Origin of the sequence: Pseudarthrobacter oxydans (assembly GCF_034258515.1) — a bacterium.
Taxonomy (GTDB): Bacteria; Actinomycetota; Actinomycetes; order Actinomycetales; family Micrococcaceae; genus Arthrobacter.
In genome coordinates this window covers 614,621-630,169 of record NZ_CP139438.1, presented here as the reverse complement: position 1 = coordinate 630,169, position 15,549 = coordinate 614,621, and the positions used below count along the sequence as shown (strand labels likewise).

General features: G+C 67.0%; 13 protein-coding genes. 7 read left to right on the top strand and 6 right to left on the bottom strand.

Going from position 1 to position 15,549, the window contains the following annotated elements:
- Nucleotides 1-3 precede the first annotated feature (3 nt).
- Together SMD14_RS02950 and recR are read left to right on the top strand one after the other, a co-directional pair.
- Complete coding sequence (locus SMD14_RS02950; protein ID WP_321215258.1) at nucleotides 4-3,354, top strand: DNA polymerase III subunit gamma and tau; 3,351 nt, start codon at nucleotides 4-6, stop codon at nucleotides 3,352-3,354.
- Between the two features lie 75 nt (nucleotides 3,355-3,429).
- On the top strand, nucleotides 3,430-4,029 hold the full coding sequence (gene recR / locus SMD14_RS02945; protein ID WP_050056466.1) for a recombination mediator RecR: 600 nt from the start codon (nucleotides 3,430-3,432) through the stop codon (nucleotides 4,027-4,029).
- A 44-nt stretch (nucleotides 4,030-4,073) separates the two neighbouring features.
- Here recR and SMD14_RS02940 read toward each other — a convergent pair whose 3' ends face one another.
- The 3 genes from SMD14_RS02940 to SMD14_RS02930 form a co-directional block, all read right to left on the bottom strand.
- Nucleotides 4,074-5,177: a hypothetical protein gene (locus SMD14_RS02940; protein ID WP_321215257.1), complete on the bottom strand. Its 1,104-nt coding sequence runs from the start codon at nucleotides 5,175-5,177 to the stop codon at nucleotides 4,074-4,076.
- Nucleotides 5,178-5,285: 108 nt separating this feature from the next.
- A complete protein-coding gene (locus tag SMD14_RS02935; RefSeq protein WP_321215256.1) occupies nucleotides 5,286-6,419 on the bottom strand; it encodes an ABC transporter permease subunit in 1,134 nt (377 codons plus the stop codon).
- Complete coding sequence (locus SMD14_RS02930) at nucleotides 6,416-7,381, bottom strand: ABC transporter ATP-binding protein (protein WP_321215255.1); 966 nt, start codon at nucleotides 7,379-7,381, stop codon at nucleotides 6,416-6,418. The genes SMD14_RS02935 and SMD14_RS02930 overlap by 4 nt, the downstream gene beginning before the upstream one ends.
- 206 nt (nucleotides 7,382-7,587) lie before the next feature.
- On the opposite strand from SMD14_RS02930, the gene SMD14_RS02925 reads away from it, so the two are divergent.
- Nucleotides 7,588-8,946: an aspartate kinase gene (locus SMD14_RS02925; protein ID WP_157239329.1), complete on the top strand. Its 1,359-nt coding sequence runs from the start codon at nucleotides 7,588-7,590 to the stop codon at nucleotides 8,944-8,946.
- Between the two features lie 120 nt (nucleotides 8,947-9,066).
- Here SMD14_RS02925 and SMD14_RS02920 read toward each other — a convergent pair whose 3' ends face one another.
- Entirely contained in the window at nucleotides 9,067-9,282 is a 216-nt protein-coding gene (locus SMD14_RS02920; RefSeq protein ID WP_104999594.1) for a hypothetical protein, read from the bottom strand.
- Between the two features lie 115 nt (nucleotides 9,283-9,397).
- Nucleotides 9,398-9,640, bottom strand: coding sequence for a hypothetical protein (locus SMD14_RS02915; RefSeq protein WP_157239332.1), 243 nt, complete (start codon nucleotides 9,638-9,640; stop codon nucleotides 9,398-9,400).
- A 77-nt stretch (nucleotides 9,641-9,717) separates the two neighbouring features.
- Here SMD14_RS02915 and SMD14_RS02910 point away from each other — a divergent pair, with 77 nt between their 5' ends.
- The 4 genes from SMD14_RS02910 to SMD14_RS02895 all read left to right on the top strand — a co-directional run bounded on the left by SMD14_RS02910 (nucleotide 9,718) and on the right by SMD14_RS02895 (nucleotide 12,135).
- Nucleotides 9,718-10,200 (top strand): MarR family transcriptional regulator, encoded by a 483-nt coding sequence (locus tag SMD14_RS02910; RefSeq protein WP_321215254.1) that lies wholly within the window; start codon nucleotides 9,718-9,720, stop codon nucleotides 10,198-10,200.
- Nucleotides 10,201-10,296: 96 nt separating this feature from the next.
- Complete coding sequence (locus SMD14_RS02905; RefSeq protein WP_409339740.1) at nucleotides 10,297-10,872, top strand: SSI family serine proteinase inhibitor; 576 nt, start codon at nucleotides 10,297-10,299, stop codon at nucleotides 10,870-10,872.
- Nucleotides 10,844-11,791, top strand: a complete 948-nt coding sequence (locus SMD14_RS02900) for a 3-methyladenine DNA glycosylase (RefSeq protein WP_321215252.1) — start codon at nucleotides 10,844-10,846, stop codon at nucleotides 11,789-11,791. Before SMD14_RS02905 ends, SMD14_RS02900 begins: the two co-directional genes overlap by 29 nt.
- Entirely contained in the window at nucleotides 11,788-12,135 is a 348-nt protein-coding gene (locus tag SMD14_RS02895) for a serine protease inhibitor (RefSeq protein ID WP_321215251.1), read from the top strand. Before SMD14_RS02900 ends, SMD14_RS02895 begins: the two co-directional genes overlap by 4 nt.
- A gap of 95 nt (nucleotides 12,136-12,230) precedes the next feature.
- Here the strand turns inward: SMD14_RS02895 and SMD14_RS02890 are convergent, their stop codons facing one another.
- A complete protein-coding gene (locus SMD14_RS02890; protein WP_409339739.1) occupies nucleotides 12,231-15,269 on the bottom strand; it encodes a S8 family serine peptidase in 3,039 nt (1,012 codons plus the stop codon).
- Nucleotides 15,270-15,549: the final 280 nt, after the last annotated feature.

Here is a 15,549-nt window from a genome sequence, read left to right as displayed (position 1 = left end):
AGGATGTCGGCCCGGATTGGTAGGGTTTTCTCTGTGACAGTTACTACCGCCCTCTACCGCAGATACCGTCCGGATTCGTTTGCTGACGTTATCGGGCAGGAGCATGTCACCGAGCCGCTGATGACGGCTTTGAGGAAAAACCGGGTCAACCACGCCTACCTCTTCTCCGGCCCCAGGGGCTGCGGCAAGACCACCTCGGCCCGGATCCTGGCGCGCTGCCTCAATTGCGCCCAGGGCCCCACTGACACCCCCTGCGGCACGTGCCCCAGCTGCGTTGAGCTGGCCCGCGGCGGCTCCGGTTCGCTGGATGTCATAGAGATTGACGCCGCCAGCCACGGCGGCGTCGACGATGCCCGGGACCTCCGTGAGCGGGCCACCTATGCACCTGTACGGGACCGCTACAAGATCTTCATCATTGACGAGGCCCACATGGTCACGTCCGCAGGCTTCAACGCTCTGCTGAAGATCGTGGAAGAACCACCCGAACACATCAAGTTCATCTTCGCCACCACGGAACCGGACAAGGTCATCGGCACCATCCGCTCCCGCACCCACCACTACCCGTTCCGGCTGGTGCCGCCGGAACCGCTGATGGCCTACTTGGAGCTCCTGTGCAGCCAGGAGAACGTCCCGGTGGCCCCCGGCGTCCTGTCCCTGGTGATCCGTGCCGGCGGCGGCTCCGTCCGTGATTCGCTCTCCGTCCTGGACCAGCTGATGGCGGGCGCCGGGCCGAACGGCCTGGACTACGAACTTGCCGTGGCGCTGCTCGGATACACCCACGCTTCACTGCTCGACGACGTGGTCGAGGCCGTTGCCGCTTCTGATTCCGCTACCGTTTTCCGTGCCGTGGACCGGGTGATCCAAACCGGCCATGATCCCCGCCGCTTCGTTGAGGACCTGTTGGAGCGGTTCCGCGACCTCATCATCGTCCAGGCGATGCCTGAAAGCGCCCAGACCATTCTCCGCGGCATGCCCGCGGACCAGATTGCCCGCCTGAAGAACCAGGCCCACAACCTGGGGGCGGCCGAGCTGTCTCGCGCCGCGGACGTCACCAACACCGCGTTGACCGAGATGACCGGCGCCACCTCCCCGCGGCTGCACCTTGAGCTGCTGTGCGCCCGGATCCTTTTGCCCAGCTCGGAGCAAAACGAGCGCGGCATGGCCGCCCGGATAGACCGCGTGGAGCGCAGGCTGAACTACGCCGGGAACGACGTCGGTGCTCCCGCAGGGTCAATTGCGGACGGCTCCACACCGGCCGCCGCCCCTGCCGCTCCCCCGGCGTCCAATGCCCCTGCCCCGGAAACAAGGCCCTCTGCTCCTGAATCTTCAACTGGCGCCGCCGGTGCCAATGGTCCGGCTCGGGATGCCGCGAAAGCGGCGCCCGCAGCTCCGGCCGTTGCGGGCCCGGCGCCCAGCGCCCCGGCCCCGCCGGCAGCTGCCGGAGCGGGCTCCGTCGGGGAGGCTTCCCCTGCGGTCGGCGGACCACGCTCTCCCTTGACCGCCCCGCGGGTCAGCACCAGCGACTGGCCGGTAGAAGATTCGGCCGGGAACCTCCCGTCGCCCGCCTCTTCGGATCGTCCAGCCGGACGCGACCCGGGCTTTGCCTCGCCGCAGCCCCAGGTGGGGCCGGACGCTGCGTCCGGCCCGGCGCAAGGTGCCATGCAGACTCCGGGTTCCGGCCCGGCGCAGGCTTCCGGCAAGACGCCCGCCTCCGAGCCCAAAGAATCCCCGTCTACCGGCCAGGCGGAGACGTCGTCCGCGCCGCCGGCGCCCGCTGCTGCGCCCGGACCCATGGGGGACGTGGAGGTCTTGCGCCGCGCCTGGCCCGACGTCCTGCAGACCCTGTCCAAAATCAAGCGCAGCACCTGGGCGCTCGTTGAACCCAATGCCCAGGTTGCTGCCTTCGACGGCCACAGCCTCACCCTTGCATTCACCACGTCCGGACTTGCCGGAGCCTTCGGCCGGGCGGACCATTCGGAGAATCTGCGCCAGGCCATCCACAAGACCGTAGGCATCGACTGCCAAATCACTGCGTCGGCCGGTGGCGGCACGCAGGCGAGCTCTGACCCAAACCCAAAAGTGCCCGCCAGCCGGGTGGCGGCGACAACTTCGGCTGACGTCGCTTGGGGGCTGGCACCGGCTTCTGCCCCGACGGGCAGCGATGCCGCACGGCAGCCGGGCCCCCCAGGCGGGCCCGTTTCCGCGAGCCCGCAGCAGTCTGTGCCGGACGCAAAACACCAGCAAAAGGCACGTCCTGGGCAGGGGCCGGCTGATCCGGGCCAGGCCGACGGCGTTGCGCCGGAAGGCGTGGCGCCCCAGGCAGCAGCCGCGGCACTTTCGGCCCCGCTTCCCGGAAGCGGCGCCGTGCGGCCCGCATCCGGACAACCCGCTGCGCAGGTCGCGGCCGGCGAAGGCTCCGCCCCGGTTTCGGTGCCCCGCGCCGCCGTGGAGGAAGACTATTCATATTCCGACGACGACTGGGGTCCGGCCAGGGACGAGGACGCTCCGCCTCTGGACGAAGAACCTCCCCTGGACTGGGCCCCGTCCAACCGGTCCCGGCCCTCGGGAGTGCCGGCCGCTTCAGGCCCGTCGGGCACCCCCGGCACCGGTTCCGGTGTAAAGGGGCCGTCGCCGGCCACCTCCGGCCCCGTTGACGTCCCGGGCGTCCAGCCTCACGGGCCTGATGCTGCCGCCAGCACGGCTGCACCACCGCATGATCCTTGGACCCGCGCCGTGGAACAGGCTCCCGGGATCTGGGTGGTCGGCGAAGAAAGCAACGTGGGCAGGGCAGCCTCCCCGGCGGCGCCGGACGAGGCACCAACCGGGCCGGTTGCCACACCGCGCTACGAGCCCGCCACCGCCCAGGTGCCACCCTCAATCCCCGTCACGAGGGCCGGCGCCAGCCCGGAGCCGGACTGGGGCCTGGCTCCGTCTTCACCATCTCCAGGCGCCGGACGGTTTGGAACGGACGAACCGGGCGGGGGCAGTTCCTCACCGGACACCGCGCGGGCGCCGGAGTACGCCATGGCGTCAGCTTCCCCGGCTCCCGCAGCCGCTCCAACCCAGGCTGTCCCGGCCAAGGCTCCTCAGCCGTCCTCGGCTGCCGCAGCCCAGGCACGGCAAAGCCTTTACCAGCGACTTTCCAACAGCCCTGAAGCGGAAGCCGGCCGCGCCAAGGCCCCGGCCCGTGCCGTGGCAGCTGCTGCCACCTATGTCCAGGACATCCCGAGCGCAGATGATGAGACGATCGAAGAGTCCGGCGTGTTCGGACGTGCCGCGGTGGAGCGTATTCTGGGCGGGAAGCTGATTGAGGAGCGCTCCCCCGACGGAAGTCCCATCACGCCGCGATATTGACGGTTGCCCGGTCAAACGGGGCCCCGCCCTAAGTCTTTGCCCTGCCCGCAATCCATCCCAAATTAAGGGGAAAACGTGTACGAAGGTGCTGTCCAGGAGCTGATTGATGAGCTCGGACGCCTTCCGGGGGTGGGCCCCAAATCCGCCCAGCGGCTTGCGTTCCACATCCTCGAAGCTGATCCCCAGGACATGAAGCGCCTGGTTGAAGCGATCACGACTGTCAAGGAACGGGTCAAGTTCTGCACCGTCTGCGGCAACGTCACAGAGCAGGAACTGTGCAACATCTGCCGTGACCCGCGCCGGGATCCGGCGGTGATCTGCGTTGTAGAGGAATCAAAGGATGTCCTGGCCGTGGAACGCACGCGGTCGTTCCGGGGCCGCTACCACGTGCTGGGCGGCGCCATTAACCCCATTGCGGGCATCGGACCCGAGCAGCTCCGCATCCGCGAGCTGCTGACCCGGCTCAATGACGGCGCCATCCAGGAAGTCATTATCGCCACCGACCCCAACCTTGAGGGCGAGGCCACTGCCACCTACCTGGCCCGTATGCTCAAGACAATCGGCATCACCGTGACCCGGCTGGCCTCCGGGCTGCCGGTGGGCGGCGACCTGGAATACGCGGATGAGGTCACCCTTGGCAGGGCGTTCGAGGGCCGCCGGAACGCCCTCACCTGACCTGGGCCGGGTAAGCGCGGCACGAGGCACACGCGCGGCCTGCGTCAGGGCCGCGGACGCCGGCGCGAAACAGCCGCCCTGTTTCCGGCGGCCAGCAGCGCTCCAGCCACTATGGCCTGGCCGGCAATTCCCACCACAGGCAGCGGTATCCGGGCCGAATCCCTGGTCAGCGGTTCCCCGTTCACACAGGGGACCTGGGTGCCGTCCCCTGCTTCCTGAATGGCTGCCGGCACCCATCCCAGGACAGCCCCGGCCGGATCGGTGTCAGCGCCCAGCGCCAGGAAAACCACCGACGGGCTGATGGCGGCCAGCCACATGATGCGCTCGGTATGGTAGACCTCGGCTACGCCGGCCGGGACTCCCGAGCACTCGTAGGCCTGGCGTGTGCCGGCGGGCCCCCACTGCACATTCATAGCGACGGTTACTGGTTCCACCGCCCGGACCAACGGCACCAGGGCGGCAGCAGCACCGGCCGAGCCAGCCACCAGGATTCCCGCTAATACCCAGCCCGCCACACGGGCCGGTCCCGATTTCCGAACCGCAGCCGCCACCCCCACTCCAACGGCGCCGAAAACGGCGCCCTCAACAGCGGTGACCCCGGCAGCAGCTGCCGCCACAGCGCCTGATCCACCGGCCGCCAGCGACTGCAGCATCAGTACGCAGAACGTTAGGGCGGCCAGGACGAGCCCACGGAATGTGGTGGCCAGCAACGCCGGGAGGATCCTGCCGCCCACGGCCGGCTCCCGGGCTGCGGCAGCTTGTCCATGGCACTGCATGCCCCAGGCCACCGCGAGAAAGGCCGCGACGGACGGCACGAGGGTTGCGGCGAGCGCGTACACCAGCATCGGGGCGTTGTACCCGCCACTCCCCTGTCCCAGCGACGCAAACATCACTACGGCGGCGGCGGCAGCAGCCCAGGTTCCTCCGACAGCGCCGCCCGCCTGCGCCCAGAACCTGGCGGTACGGATGCTGCGGACCACATCAGCCAACGCCGGCTGCATGCCCGGCCGGCCGCCGCGCACCTGTTCCCGGCCGCCGTCGTCGTCATCCTCCCAGCTGGGGCTGCCCGTACCGCCGGGGTTCGCGCCTATCGGTTCGTAAAAGGGTTCGGGGGCTGGATGCACAGCAGGCTGGTCGTCGTCGGCCATGGGGAAGCCCCGCCTTTCCACGGACAGGCCCCAGCCCCGGCTCAGACCGGCGAACGTGCCGGCTGGGTCCTATCGTTGCCCAACACGCCAGCGCTGTCCAGAGCCGGACTAGGCGATGCGCACGCCCCTGGCCAGCTTGTGCGCTGGCGTCCGGAGCGCCCGCCAGCCCAGCCACATCAGCAGGGTGGACAGCACCAGCTGAAGCCCCAGCCCAAGCGGCCACAGCGGTGTTTTCTGCCCCAGGTATGGCGGCTGGACCAGTCCGTTGGCGCACGGGACGGTGCCGTCCGGGCCGGCCATGGCCTGCCGGGCGCCCTGGCTGATTCCTTCGATGGTCCCGACGGAGGCGAAACCCGTCTGCGCTGTGCGGTCGCGGTAGGGGATGGCATCGGCCACCACCACAAAGGGGTTCATGCCCAGCAGCCAGGCAACCCGCTCGGTACGGAGGGCAGGCTGTTCCCGGAGCGGGCCCGAGCAGGTGTACTCCGGCCCAAACGGCCCGGACTCCAGGGGTGCGTACTGGCGGTACTGCGGGTTGTTGGCCATGACGGTGCCCTGGGCCAGGCCTGTGCCAAGCCCGAAGGAAATCAGCGTGCCGAAAACCAGCCCGGCCACCGCCAGGTAAGTCACCACGATGGAGAACAAGGGCCGCCCGGCCAGAGCTGAAATCCCTACGCCCAGGGCGCATACGATACCCACTTCAACGGCCAGCATCAGCAGTGCCACCAGCACGTGACCCGGCGTCATTCCCCCAAGAGCCACACCGATGACCAGGAACGGCGCGCTGGCCACCAGGAAGGCAAGGGCTGCCAGCCAGGCGGCAAAAAACTTCCCCCACAGGATCTGGCCGGGTTCGAGCAGGGTGACCTGCAGGATCGCCAGGGTGCCGCCCGCCCGGTCCCCGGTGATGGCATTGGCGGACAAGGCGGGCGCCACCAGCAATGCGAACAACAAGACAAATGCCAGCACCACTTCAAAGATCATGGAACCCGGGCCGGCTTGCTCCGGCGGAACATAGCCTCCATACGCCCGCTGGGCAGCCTGGGAAGCGTTCCAACTGGCCCACGTCAGCAGCGTGACCACACCGGTCAGGACAAACCAGATGGCCAGCATGATGTACCAGCCGCGCGAACGCAGGCGCTGCTTCAGTTCCAGGACCACCACATTCCTGATTCCCGCAAGATAGGCGGCTGATGCGCCGCTTCCGGAGGTGTCCTGCCTGTTGTCGGTTGCCTGGCTCACTGCCGCTCGCCCTCGAGGTTCATGTAGGTCTCTTCAAGGGCCCCGCTGGCGGGGGCAAAGGAAATGATTCCGACGCCGGCCAGCACCAGGTCCCGCAGGAGGCGCTCCGCATCGCCGTCGTTATTCAGCACCAGGCTCACGCCCGGACGGCGGCCATCCTCGACGCGGAACGCCATTCCCAGCCCCGTTAGCCCTGCGGCCAGTGCTGCCGGATCCGATCCGGAAATCGCGTACCGCCGGCCCGCGGCGGCTGCTTCCGCCGTGGTCTGCTGGCGGACTGTGCGGCCCTTGTTGACGAACACTGCGCCGTCGGCGATCTCGTCAAGTTCAGCGAGGACGTGGGATGAAACGACCACGGCTTTGCCCTCCGCCGCCAGCTGCCGCAGCATAGTGCGAAGCTCCACCCGCGAGCCCGGGTCCAGGCCCGAGGCGGGCTCGTCAAGGAGCAGGACGGAAGGGTCGTGGATGAGTGCCCTGGCGAGGCTCAGCCGCTGCTGCTGCCCGCGGGACAACACCCGTGCCGGCTGGTCCGCGAGATCGTCCAGCCGCACCCTTTCCAGCATGGTGGCCACCCGTTGCCCGAGGCCTTCGGCCGGCAGCCGGTAGAAACGGGCCATCTGGGTCAGGATCTCCCGGGCGGTCAAAGACTCCCACACGCCCAACGTATCGGGCATCCAGCCCAGGCGCCTTCTGACCTGCGCGCGGTGGCGGAGTGGATCCAGGCCTGCCACGCTGATGGTCCCCTCATCCGGCGCCAGCAGCGATGCAAGCATCAGCAGGAGCGTCGTTTTGCCGGCGCCGTTGGGGCCGATCAGGGCGGTCACCTTCCCTGCCGGAGCATTGAAGTCCATGTGCTCGACGGCGCGCACCGCGCCGAAGCTTCGGCTGACACCCCGTGCCGATATTCCGTCGTCGGACACCGGCCCGCCCGAATCTCCCGGTACCTCAGAAATCATTGCCATCTATCTGCACCTGCCCCCACAGTCATTGCATTCTGACGCTCTGAGCCTACGCCGTCCCTGCCCTCCCGGGGCTGCTTAGCCGGCCGGAAATGGTCACAATTCAACCCCCGGCAGCGGGCGGCGATAAACTGTGGGGAGAAGTCGCGCCGACCAGGCGTCAGGCTGCCTGGCCTCCAAACTCCTACCGATCCAGTGAAGGTACGCGCATGAGTACGCCCACTACCGAAGTGCACAACGCAACGCAGCCGCAGGGGCTACCCACCGGCCGTGCGGTGACAAAGCAGCTCATCGTGCAGAAGTTCGGCGGATCCTCCGTGGCGGACGCGGACGGAATCAAGCGGGTTGCCAAACGCGTGGTGGACGCCCAGGCCGCCGGCAACGAGGTGGTTGTCGTCGTCTCCGCCATGGGTGACACCACGGACGAACTCCTGGACCTCGCCGCCCAGGTGACAGACTCCGCCCCGGCCCGCGAAATGGACATGCTGCTGTCCGCCGGCGAGCGCATCTCCATGGCGCTGCTGGCCATGGCCATCAATAAACTGGGCGCCTCCGCCCAGTCCTTCACCGGTTCCCAGGCCGGCATGATCACTGACGGCATCCACGGCAAGGCCCGGATCATCGATGTGGATCCCCACCGGATCCGGACGGCGCTGGACAAGGGCAACATCGCCATTGTGGCCGGATTCCAGGGCATGAGCCGGGCCACCAACGAGATCACCACCCTCGGCCGGGGCGGGTCAGACACCACCGCCGTGGCGCTGGCGGCGGCCCTCGAGGCGGACGTGTGCGAGATCTACACGGACGTGGACGGCATCTACACCGCCGATCCCCGAGTAGTTCCCTCCGCCCAGAAAATCGAGCGGATCTCCAGTGAGGAAATGCTGGAGCTCGCAGCGTCCGGCGCCAAGATCCTCCACCTGCGCTGCGTGGAGTATGCCCGCAGGTTCGGCGTTCCCCTGCACGTCCGTTCCTCATTCAGCCAGCACGAAGGCACCTGGGTCATCCCCAGCGCCGAAGACAAGATCACCACACAAGAGGGAGTTGCCTTGGAGCAGCCAATCATCTCCGGCGTCGCGCACGACCGTTCCGAAGCCAAGGTCACGGTTGTTGGCGTTCCGGACATTCCGGGCAAGGCGGCAGCGATCTTCCAGGTCATCGCCGACGCCCACTCGAACATCGACATGATCGTGCAGAACGTCTCCACCCACGGCACGGGCCGGACGGATATCTCGTTCACCCTCCCCATCGTGGAAGGCGCCGACGCGCTGGCGGCCCTCCATGCGGCGCAGGACCAGATCGGCTTCGAGAGCATCGAGTACAACGAGCAGATCGGCAAGCTGTCGCTCATCGGTGCAGGCATGCGCTCGCACCCCGGCGTCTCGGCAACGTTCTTCAAAGCGCTCTCCGACGCCGGTATCAACATCAACATGATCTCCACCTCCGAGATCCGCATCTCCGTTGTGACCCACGCGGATCTCCTGGACGAGGCTGTGCGCGTCATCCACAAGGCCTTTGACCTGGACAGCGAAAACGAAGCGACGGTCTATGGCGGCACCGGCCGCTAGTACGGCCGGCAAGCCAGCCCCAAGCCGGGCCGCCGCAGGCGCGGGAAAGCCGGGCTCCTTCCGATATTCGGAGGAAGCCCGGCTTTCCTGCGTTTGGGATGCCCCGGCTGAGCCGGCGGTTCAGCTTTCCTTCTCGAGGTCTTCCCGGCGCACAGCGTAGTGATGGCCGGTCGAATCGGTTTCCACGACGAAGTGCGAGAGGTCCTCCTCCGAGGCTTGTTCGAAAGCGTCATGCTTGTGGACCACAGGCGTATCCGGGTCCAGCCGCGTGGCCGGGCCAAAGACGAACCGCAGCCTCTCGGTGAGATTCATGAAACCACTGAGTACATGTGCCACTGTTTCCACCCCCTTCCCGGACATCGGGGAAAGCGCTCCTGCCGGCAGGAGCCAGTGCCCTTATTTTATGCCTGCGGGCCGGAAAAGGCTCCCGGCCCGGACAGCATTGCCGGGGTCAGCGAAGGGATTTGTCCTCTGGATTCCTGGGGACCACGTAGGTGCTGCCGTCCGGCCGCTTCACGGTCTCCCACTGCTGGGTCTCAGCCTCCCGCTGGGCCAGCAGCCTGCGGTTTTCATCCGTCATGGCGTGGCCCAGGGATGAGCGGTTCGCGGGGCCGAAGATGGCCCGGAGCCTGCCGGTGGCCCGCATGAAGCGCTGCGAAGCGTTTTCCTTGCCTGCTGAGTTGCCCTTACCCATGAAACTGGCTCCTTACCTGACATGCCTACCGCTGAAAGTGTACGCTAATAATTAGTGCACTAACAATCGGAGGATCCATGACAACGGCAACGGACAGTGACCAGGGGCAGGACGAGGACCTGCTTCTGGAACACCAGTTGTGTTTCGCCCTGACGGTGGCGGCGCGAAGCGTTGTGGGCGCCTACCGGCCGGTGCTGGAGAAGCTGAACCTGACCCACCCCCAGTACCTGGTGATGCTGTGCCTGTGGGAAGCGAGCCCCCGGACTGTCCGGAATATCAGCGAGGCCCTCGCCCAGGAACCGGCCACCATCTCCCCGCTCCTCCGCAGGCTTGAGGCCGCGGGCCTGATTACGCGACGGCGGGCAGACGGAAATGAGCGCGCCCTTGCCGTCGAGTTGACCCCCGAAGGCGCCGCGCTCCGGCAGGAGGCGCTTAATGTTCCTGGGACCATGATGGAACGGCTGGGGTTGAGCAGGGACCAGGTCGGCGAACTGCATGCGGCCATGATGGGGCTCATTGCGGCCACCTCCAACACCGGCCAGATGCAGGACCGGCAGTAGAATAGCGGCATGAAGGGAAGGCCGCGATCCCGGGACAGGACGCCCACGAGCATGATGTCCAGCACGATGATCTCCACAGGGGCGAGGCCCGCAGGAATGTTCTCCACCCGCAGAATTCAGGTCCAGTCGCTTGCCTTGCTCTTGGCAGCGGCGCTGCTCCCGGCCTGTTCCCCGGGCCAGGGCGGCAGCACCCCGACCGGCGGACCCTCCGCATCTCCCTCTTCCTCCGCCACCAGTTCCCCGCAGCCGTCCGGCAGCCCGTCTGCCGACGCCGAGACCTCCGTCCCTGCCCCGGCTCCCGAGCCTTCGCCGGCGCCGTCAGGACCGGGCAAGGGTAACGCCGAACTTGCCATCATCGTCGTTCCAGCCGAGGGGGAACCGGAGATCAGCTACACCCTGGTCTGCGCCGACGGTGTCCCTGCTGCTGAAAGCGTCCACCCGGCCGCTGATGCGGCCTGCGCTGCGCTGAAGGAAAACGCCGGGCTGTTAAACCCCTCCGCTCCGGCAACGGACCAGGCCTGCACTGAACAGTACGGCGGCCCGCAGAAAGCCACCGTGACTGGTGTTGTGGACGGCGTGCCGGTAGACGCTGCCTTCTCCCGCACCAACGGATGCGAAATCAGCGCCTGGGACGCTGCGAAGGATGTCCTGGGTGCCGCCGGTGGAGCTTAAGCTTCTGGCGGCGGATGTTTGGCGGCCGCTGGAGGAGGCCCACCACCAGCGCGTCAGCCGCTACGCCGACCCCTACCTTGCCCGCAGGTCTGCGGGCAAGAAGCACCCGGTGGAAGACTTCCTGTTCACCTACTACACCCAGAAACCGGGCCAGCTGCGGCGCTGGCACCCCGGCGCCGGGTACGTCCTGGCGGGCAGGGCAGCGGCCGCACGTACGGCCTGGAAGCACTACAGGACGCTCGACGACGGCGAGCTTGCCTTCCTGGGGCTGCCGGAAGGAAGCACCGCGGTCACCTTTGACCGGGACGCCTTTCTTGCCGAACGCAGCGAGGCTGTTGCCTTTGCCGGCATCATCGTGCGGGGGACCGCCGCACGCCCGGCCCAGTTCGGCTGCTTTGGCCTGCACGAATGGGCGATGGTCTACCGCCAGGACAAGTTCGACCTGCGCCATGAATACCTCCAGCTGCGGCTGGGTTCGGCAGGCACTGACAAGGTGGTGGAGGACAACAGGATCCGCTGCACGCACTTCGATGCCTTCCGCTTTTATACGCCGGACGCCGTTCCGCTGAATGAGTTTGCGCCGAGCCGGGACAGCCAGCGCCACCAGGAACAGCCGGGCTGCCTCCACGCCAACATGGACCTGTACAAGTGGGCCTACAAGCTGCTGCCGGCCCTGTCCAGCGAACTGGTGATGGAATGCTTCGAGCTGTCCTGGCGGATCCGCGCCATGGACATGCAGGCTTCTCCCTACGACCTGGCGGGGTGGGGCTATCCGGCCATTCCCATCGAGACGCCCCAGGGGAAGGCAGCCTACGTGGAGCACCAGCGCTCCTTCGCCACCGAGGCAGCAGCCCTACGCGAGAGGCTGGCCGTTGCGCTGGACGCACTGTCCCCGACCGTTCCCGGCGTGACCGCATGATCGATCTCACTGTCAGGCTCAAGGAGGATCCGGCCGCCGTCGAGCACGTATTTCGGCTCATAGCCGACGACGGACGTAACCAGCCCGGGAGCACGCTGCCGGACCCCGAAGCTGCCCTCGCAGCCGTGGAGAAGTACGGCGAGGACATCTTTTTTCCCAAGCCCGGACCACCACGCTTGTGCACCCAGCAGTACGGCGGGCCGCAGATCGCCGTGGTCACTGGAATTTTCCATGGCCGCCCTGTCAGTTCCATTTTCAGGCGGACGGACGGCTGCGAAATCGCGCGCTGGAACGCGATGGCACCGCTGCTGGGCAGTGCCGGCGGGGCATGGGGCAACACCTAGGACCCCGATGCGGCACGGCCCTTCACACAAAGCAGGATCCCCGGACGGTTCGACCGCCCGGGGATCCTGTTTTTCCTTACAAGAAGGGGAGGTTCCTATGACGCTGGTACTGCGTCCGCGACCGCGACCTGCGGAGCCCCTGCCGGGGCAGTGGGCGCGGCGCCCACCTGGACGTTGACCCACGTCCTGATGCCGTTCCCGCCCAGGCTGAGCCGCGAAACGTAGGCACCTGCGGACAGGCCGGTCCAGGAAAGCGTGGCGGAGGTGGCGGTGCCGTTCGGGGCCACGATCGGATTCGGGTCCACCGCGAGGTTGCCGGCATCGCCCGCGAAGGTCACTGCCTGGACGGAAGCGGTGGCCGGTCCATTGTCCGGCGTGGAGTACAGGTTGGCCACCACGTAGTACGTGCCCGCACGGGGCGATTCAAGGTCCAAAAACTCGCTGGCCGAAGCTGTCGCCACCTGGGTGGCCGTCAAGCCGCCCGAAGCATTCGGTGCGTAGACCACCATGTCCCAGTCGACGTCGTCCGATTGCGCCTGGACGCCCAGGCGGGCGAAAGAGGCTCCCTCCGGGACTGCCACCTGAAGCAGCGCGTTGTGGGCGTCGTTCCGGGGGGCGTACGCGCCGGGAGTCTTGGAAATGGCCGTTTGGCTCAGCGGAGCAAGCCCTTCCACCCCGACGTTGATCGGGCTGTCCGAACCGGACACCAGTTCCATCGTGCCGGTCCCGCTGCCGGAAGCGGAGCTGAAAGAGAAGGACGGGGCGATCTGCGCATCAACAGGCCGGATTGCGATGGGAGAGCTCACGGTACGCGGGCCCTTCCAGGTCAGGGTGCCGCTGCTGAACTTGCCCACCGGAGCGCTGACGTTCCGGATGGTCAGCGTGACCTCGCGGGTCTGGCCGGCCTTGGCGAAGTTCAGTGCGTTCGGCTCAACCTGGACGTTGAATCCCGGCATGTTGACTTCCGGGCGGTAGATTCCTGGAACCAGGGCAGTGAGCTGTCGCTTGACCTGTACTTCCCCAACCAGGCTGCCGAGCGCGATCGACGGAACGTTCAGGTCGCGGGCCGCAATGGAGCCGGCCTGCGGAGCACCGGTGTCCACGCCCTGGCCGTTAAGGAAGCCGAGCCAGTCCTTGGTGCCTGAGTTGTAGACCAGGCCCGGATCCAGGACCCGGGTGGAGTCGATGTGGCCGGCGCCGCCCTGGAACGGATCCGTATTGGGCGTACCGTCGGCTTTCACCAGCGGGTAAGCGGTGGTCATCATGGCCGATTTGACCATCGCGGGCGTCCATTTGGGCTGCTTGCTGAGCACCAGGGCCCCGAATCCGGCGATGTGCGGCGCAGCCATGGAGGTTCCGGACATAAAGCCGAACTGGTCACCGTTGTTGCCGATAGTGGAGACACCGGCAAGGACGTTCACGCCGGGAGCCGCAATGTCCGGCTTCAGCAGGTCACCGCCGGCGGCGAGGGTAGGTCCACGGGAGGAGAACCCGGCGACCTGGGGCGCAGGCGCCGCCGGCAGGCCCGTGAGGTCGCCCTTGACGAGGCTGACTGTCAAGGCGGGGTTGGACTCCAGCTTGGCTTTCAGTTCCAGGCTCTTGGGTGCGTTGACATGAACGGTGGGGAGCACATGGTTGTCCGCATCCTCGGAGCTGCTGGTGAGGTTCACCAGGATCATGCCGACGCCGCCCTTGTCCTGGACTTCCTGGCTCTTGGCCGTCCGGTCCACCACGCCGCGGTCGCAGACCACCACTTTGCCTGCAACCTTGGCCGCGTCGAGGGAGCCCGGGGCGCACAGGTTGGCGTTGGTGGCTCCGGCTGCTGCCGCGGCCGAGGCGACGATAACCGCTTTGTCCGCAACCTCGGATTTCATGATCGAAGCTCCGCGGTAGAGCGAGCCGTCCGAGACCTTGACGGTGCCCAGCAGGTCACTGGGGAATGTGGATGCGGCAACCGTGGTCAGCCAGGGTGAGGCGTGGTTGACCGTGGACACCGTGGGCCCGGAGTTGCCGGCTGATGCGGACACGAAGACGCCTGCAGCGGCAGCATTGAGGAACGCCAACGCGACGGGATCGGTGGTGTTGTTGTTGTTGCCGGAAATGGAGTAGTTCAGGACATCCACGCCGTCCTTGATTGCGGCCTCCACCGCCTCCACGGAAGCGGAGGAATAGCAGCCGCCGGTGTCCGGGTTGGTGTCCTCCCAGCAGACTTTGTATACCGAGACCTTCGCGGCGGGGGCAACGCCGGAGCTCTTGCCGAAGTTTGCGCCGTCAATCACCTGCTCCACATTCGCGTTACCCGCAGCGGTGGTGGCCGTGTGGGTTCCGTGGCTTCCGACGTCGACCGGGGAGATGAGTTCCTCCGGGGCCCGGTTCTGCGGGGCTACGTATTGCAGGAACGAATCGGCGAAGTACCTCGCGCCAACGACCTTGGAGTTGCACAGGGAGCCGTCGAACGACGCTCCGGTGCCCTGGCCCTTTTGGCATTCACCCTCGAAGGTGGTGCCGTCAGCCTTGAGCATGGCGATCCGGCCTTCCGCGGTGCGGTACGGTACGCCCACCTGGGCCGGGCCGCTCAGGGGCTGGACCGGTTCGCCCTGGAGGAACGGGTTGTCCGGTGCATAGCCCGAGTCGATGACGCCAACCACCACGCCCTTGCCGGCGTTGGCTTCGCCGCCGAACTGCTTGGCCCAGACGCCGTCGGGGCCCGTCAGCTTGAGGAAGTCGGTGGTGGTGTAGTCAGGAGCGTTTTCCACGTCGGGCGCAACCACCATCACGCGCTCATCCTTGGAAAGTTCCATGGCCTGGGCGGCAGTAAGCTCGGCGGTGAAGCCGTTCAGGGCGGCCGTGTACTGCTTTCCCGGGGTCACCCCCTGGCTTGCCGCCACCTCCCGCTGCTGCTTGCGCAGGTGTGCGTCGTAGGCCCTGTAGCTGGCGCTGCCGGAGTCCAGCTTCCGCCCGTTATCGGGCTTAGTTGCGCCCAGCCCGGGGGTGCCGCCCTCGTAGGCGGCGGCCGCTGCTTCCGCCAGGACCACAATGTAGCGGCCGTCCTTGAATTCGGCAGGTGCAGTTTCCTTGGCAGCGACTGCCTGATCCAGCCCGGCAGGCGCCGCGGTGGCGGGACTGATGGCCATCGAGGTGAGGAGAAGCGGCAAGCCCACGGCAAGCGCCGCTGCCTTCCGGAATCCCCCGCCCCGGATGGGGCTCTTTCCAGTAGATCTCACGTGCAAACCTTTCACGATGTACCGGCCCAGCCACGGTTGGGGGCCCGAAACGACTGACTTGGCACACGGAATTACAGATCTTGTCATTCCATGAGACCAGTCGGTTCAAAGAGTACAGAGTGATAGCTGAATATGACATAGGACACAAAACCAATATTTTGGCCAGTCACACGGGAGACAGGAGACTGCG

Coding starts and splice junctions, on each gene's coding strand:
- SMD14_RS02910 (WP_321215254.1), top strand. CDS start 9,718: ATGACAACGGCAACGGACAGTGACCAGGGGCAGGACGAGGACCTGCTT.
- SMD14_RS02895 (WP_321215251.1), top strand. CDS start 11,788: ATGATCGATCTCACTGTCAGGCTCAAGGAGGATCCGGCCGCCGTCGAG.
- SMD14_RS02925 (WP_157239329.1), top strand. CDS start 7,588: ATGAGTACGCCCACTACCGAAGTGCACAACGCAACGCAGCCGCAGGGG.
- SMD14_RS02950 (WP_321215258.1), top strand. CDS start 4: ATGTCGGCCCGGATTGGTAGGGTTTTCTCTGTGACAGTTACTACCGCC.
- SMD14_RS02915 (WP_157239332.1), bottom strand. CDS start 9,640: ATGGGTAAGGGCAACTCAGCAGGCAAGGAAAACGCTTCGCAGCGCTTC.
- SMD14_RS02890 (WP_409339739.1), bottom strand. CDS start 15,269: ATGGCCATCAGTCCCGCCACCGCGGCGCCTGCCGGGCTGGATCAGGCA.
- SMD14_RS02930 (WP_321215255.1), bottom strand. CDS start 7,381: ATGGCAATGATTTCTGAGGTACCGGGAGATTCGGGCGGGCCGGTGTCC.
- SMD14_RS02900 (WP_321215252.1), top strand. CDS start 10,844: ATGTCCTGGGTGCCGCCGGTGGAGCTTAAGCTTCTGGCGGCGGATGTT.
- SMD14_RS02940 (WP_321215257.1), bottom strand. CDS start 5,177: ATGGCCGACGACGACCAGCCTGCTGTGCATCCAGCCCCCGAACCCTTT.
- SMD14_RS02905 (WP_409339740.1), top strand. CDS start 10,297: ATGTTCTCCACCCGCAGAATTCAGGTCCAGTCGCTTGCCTTGCTCTTG.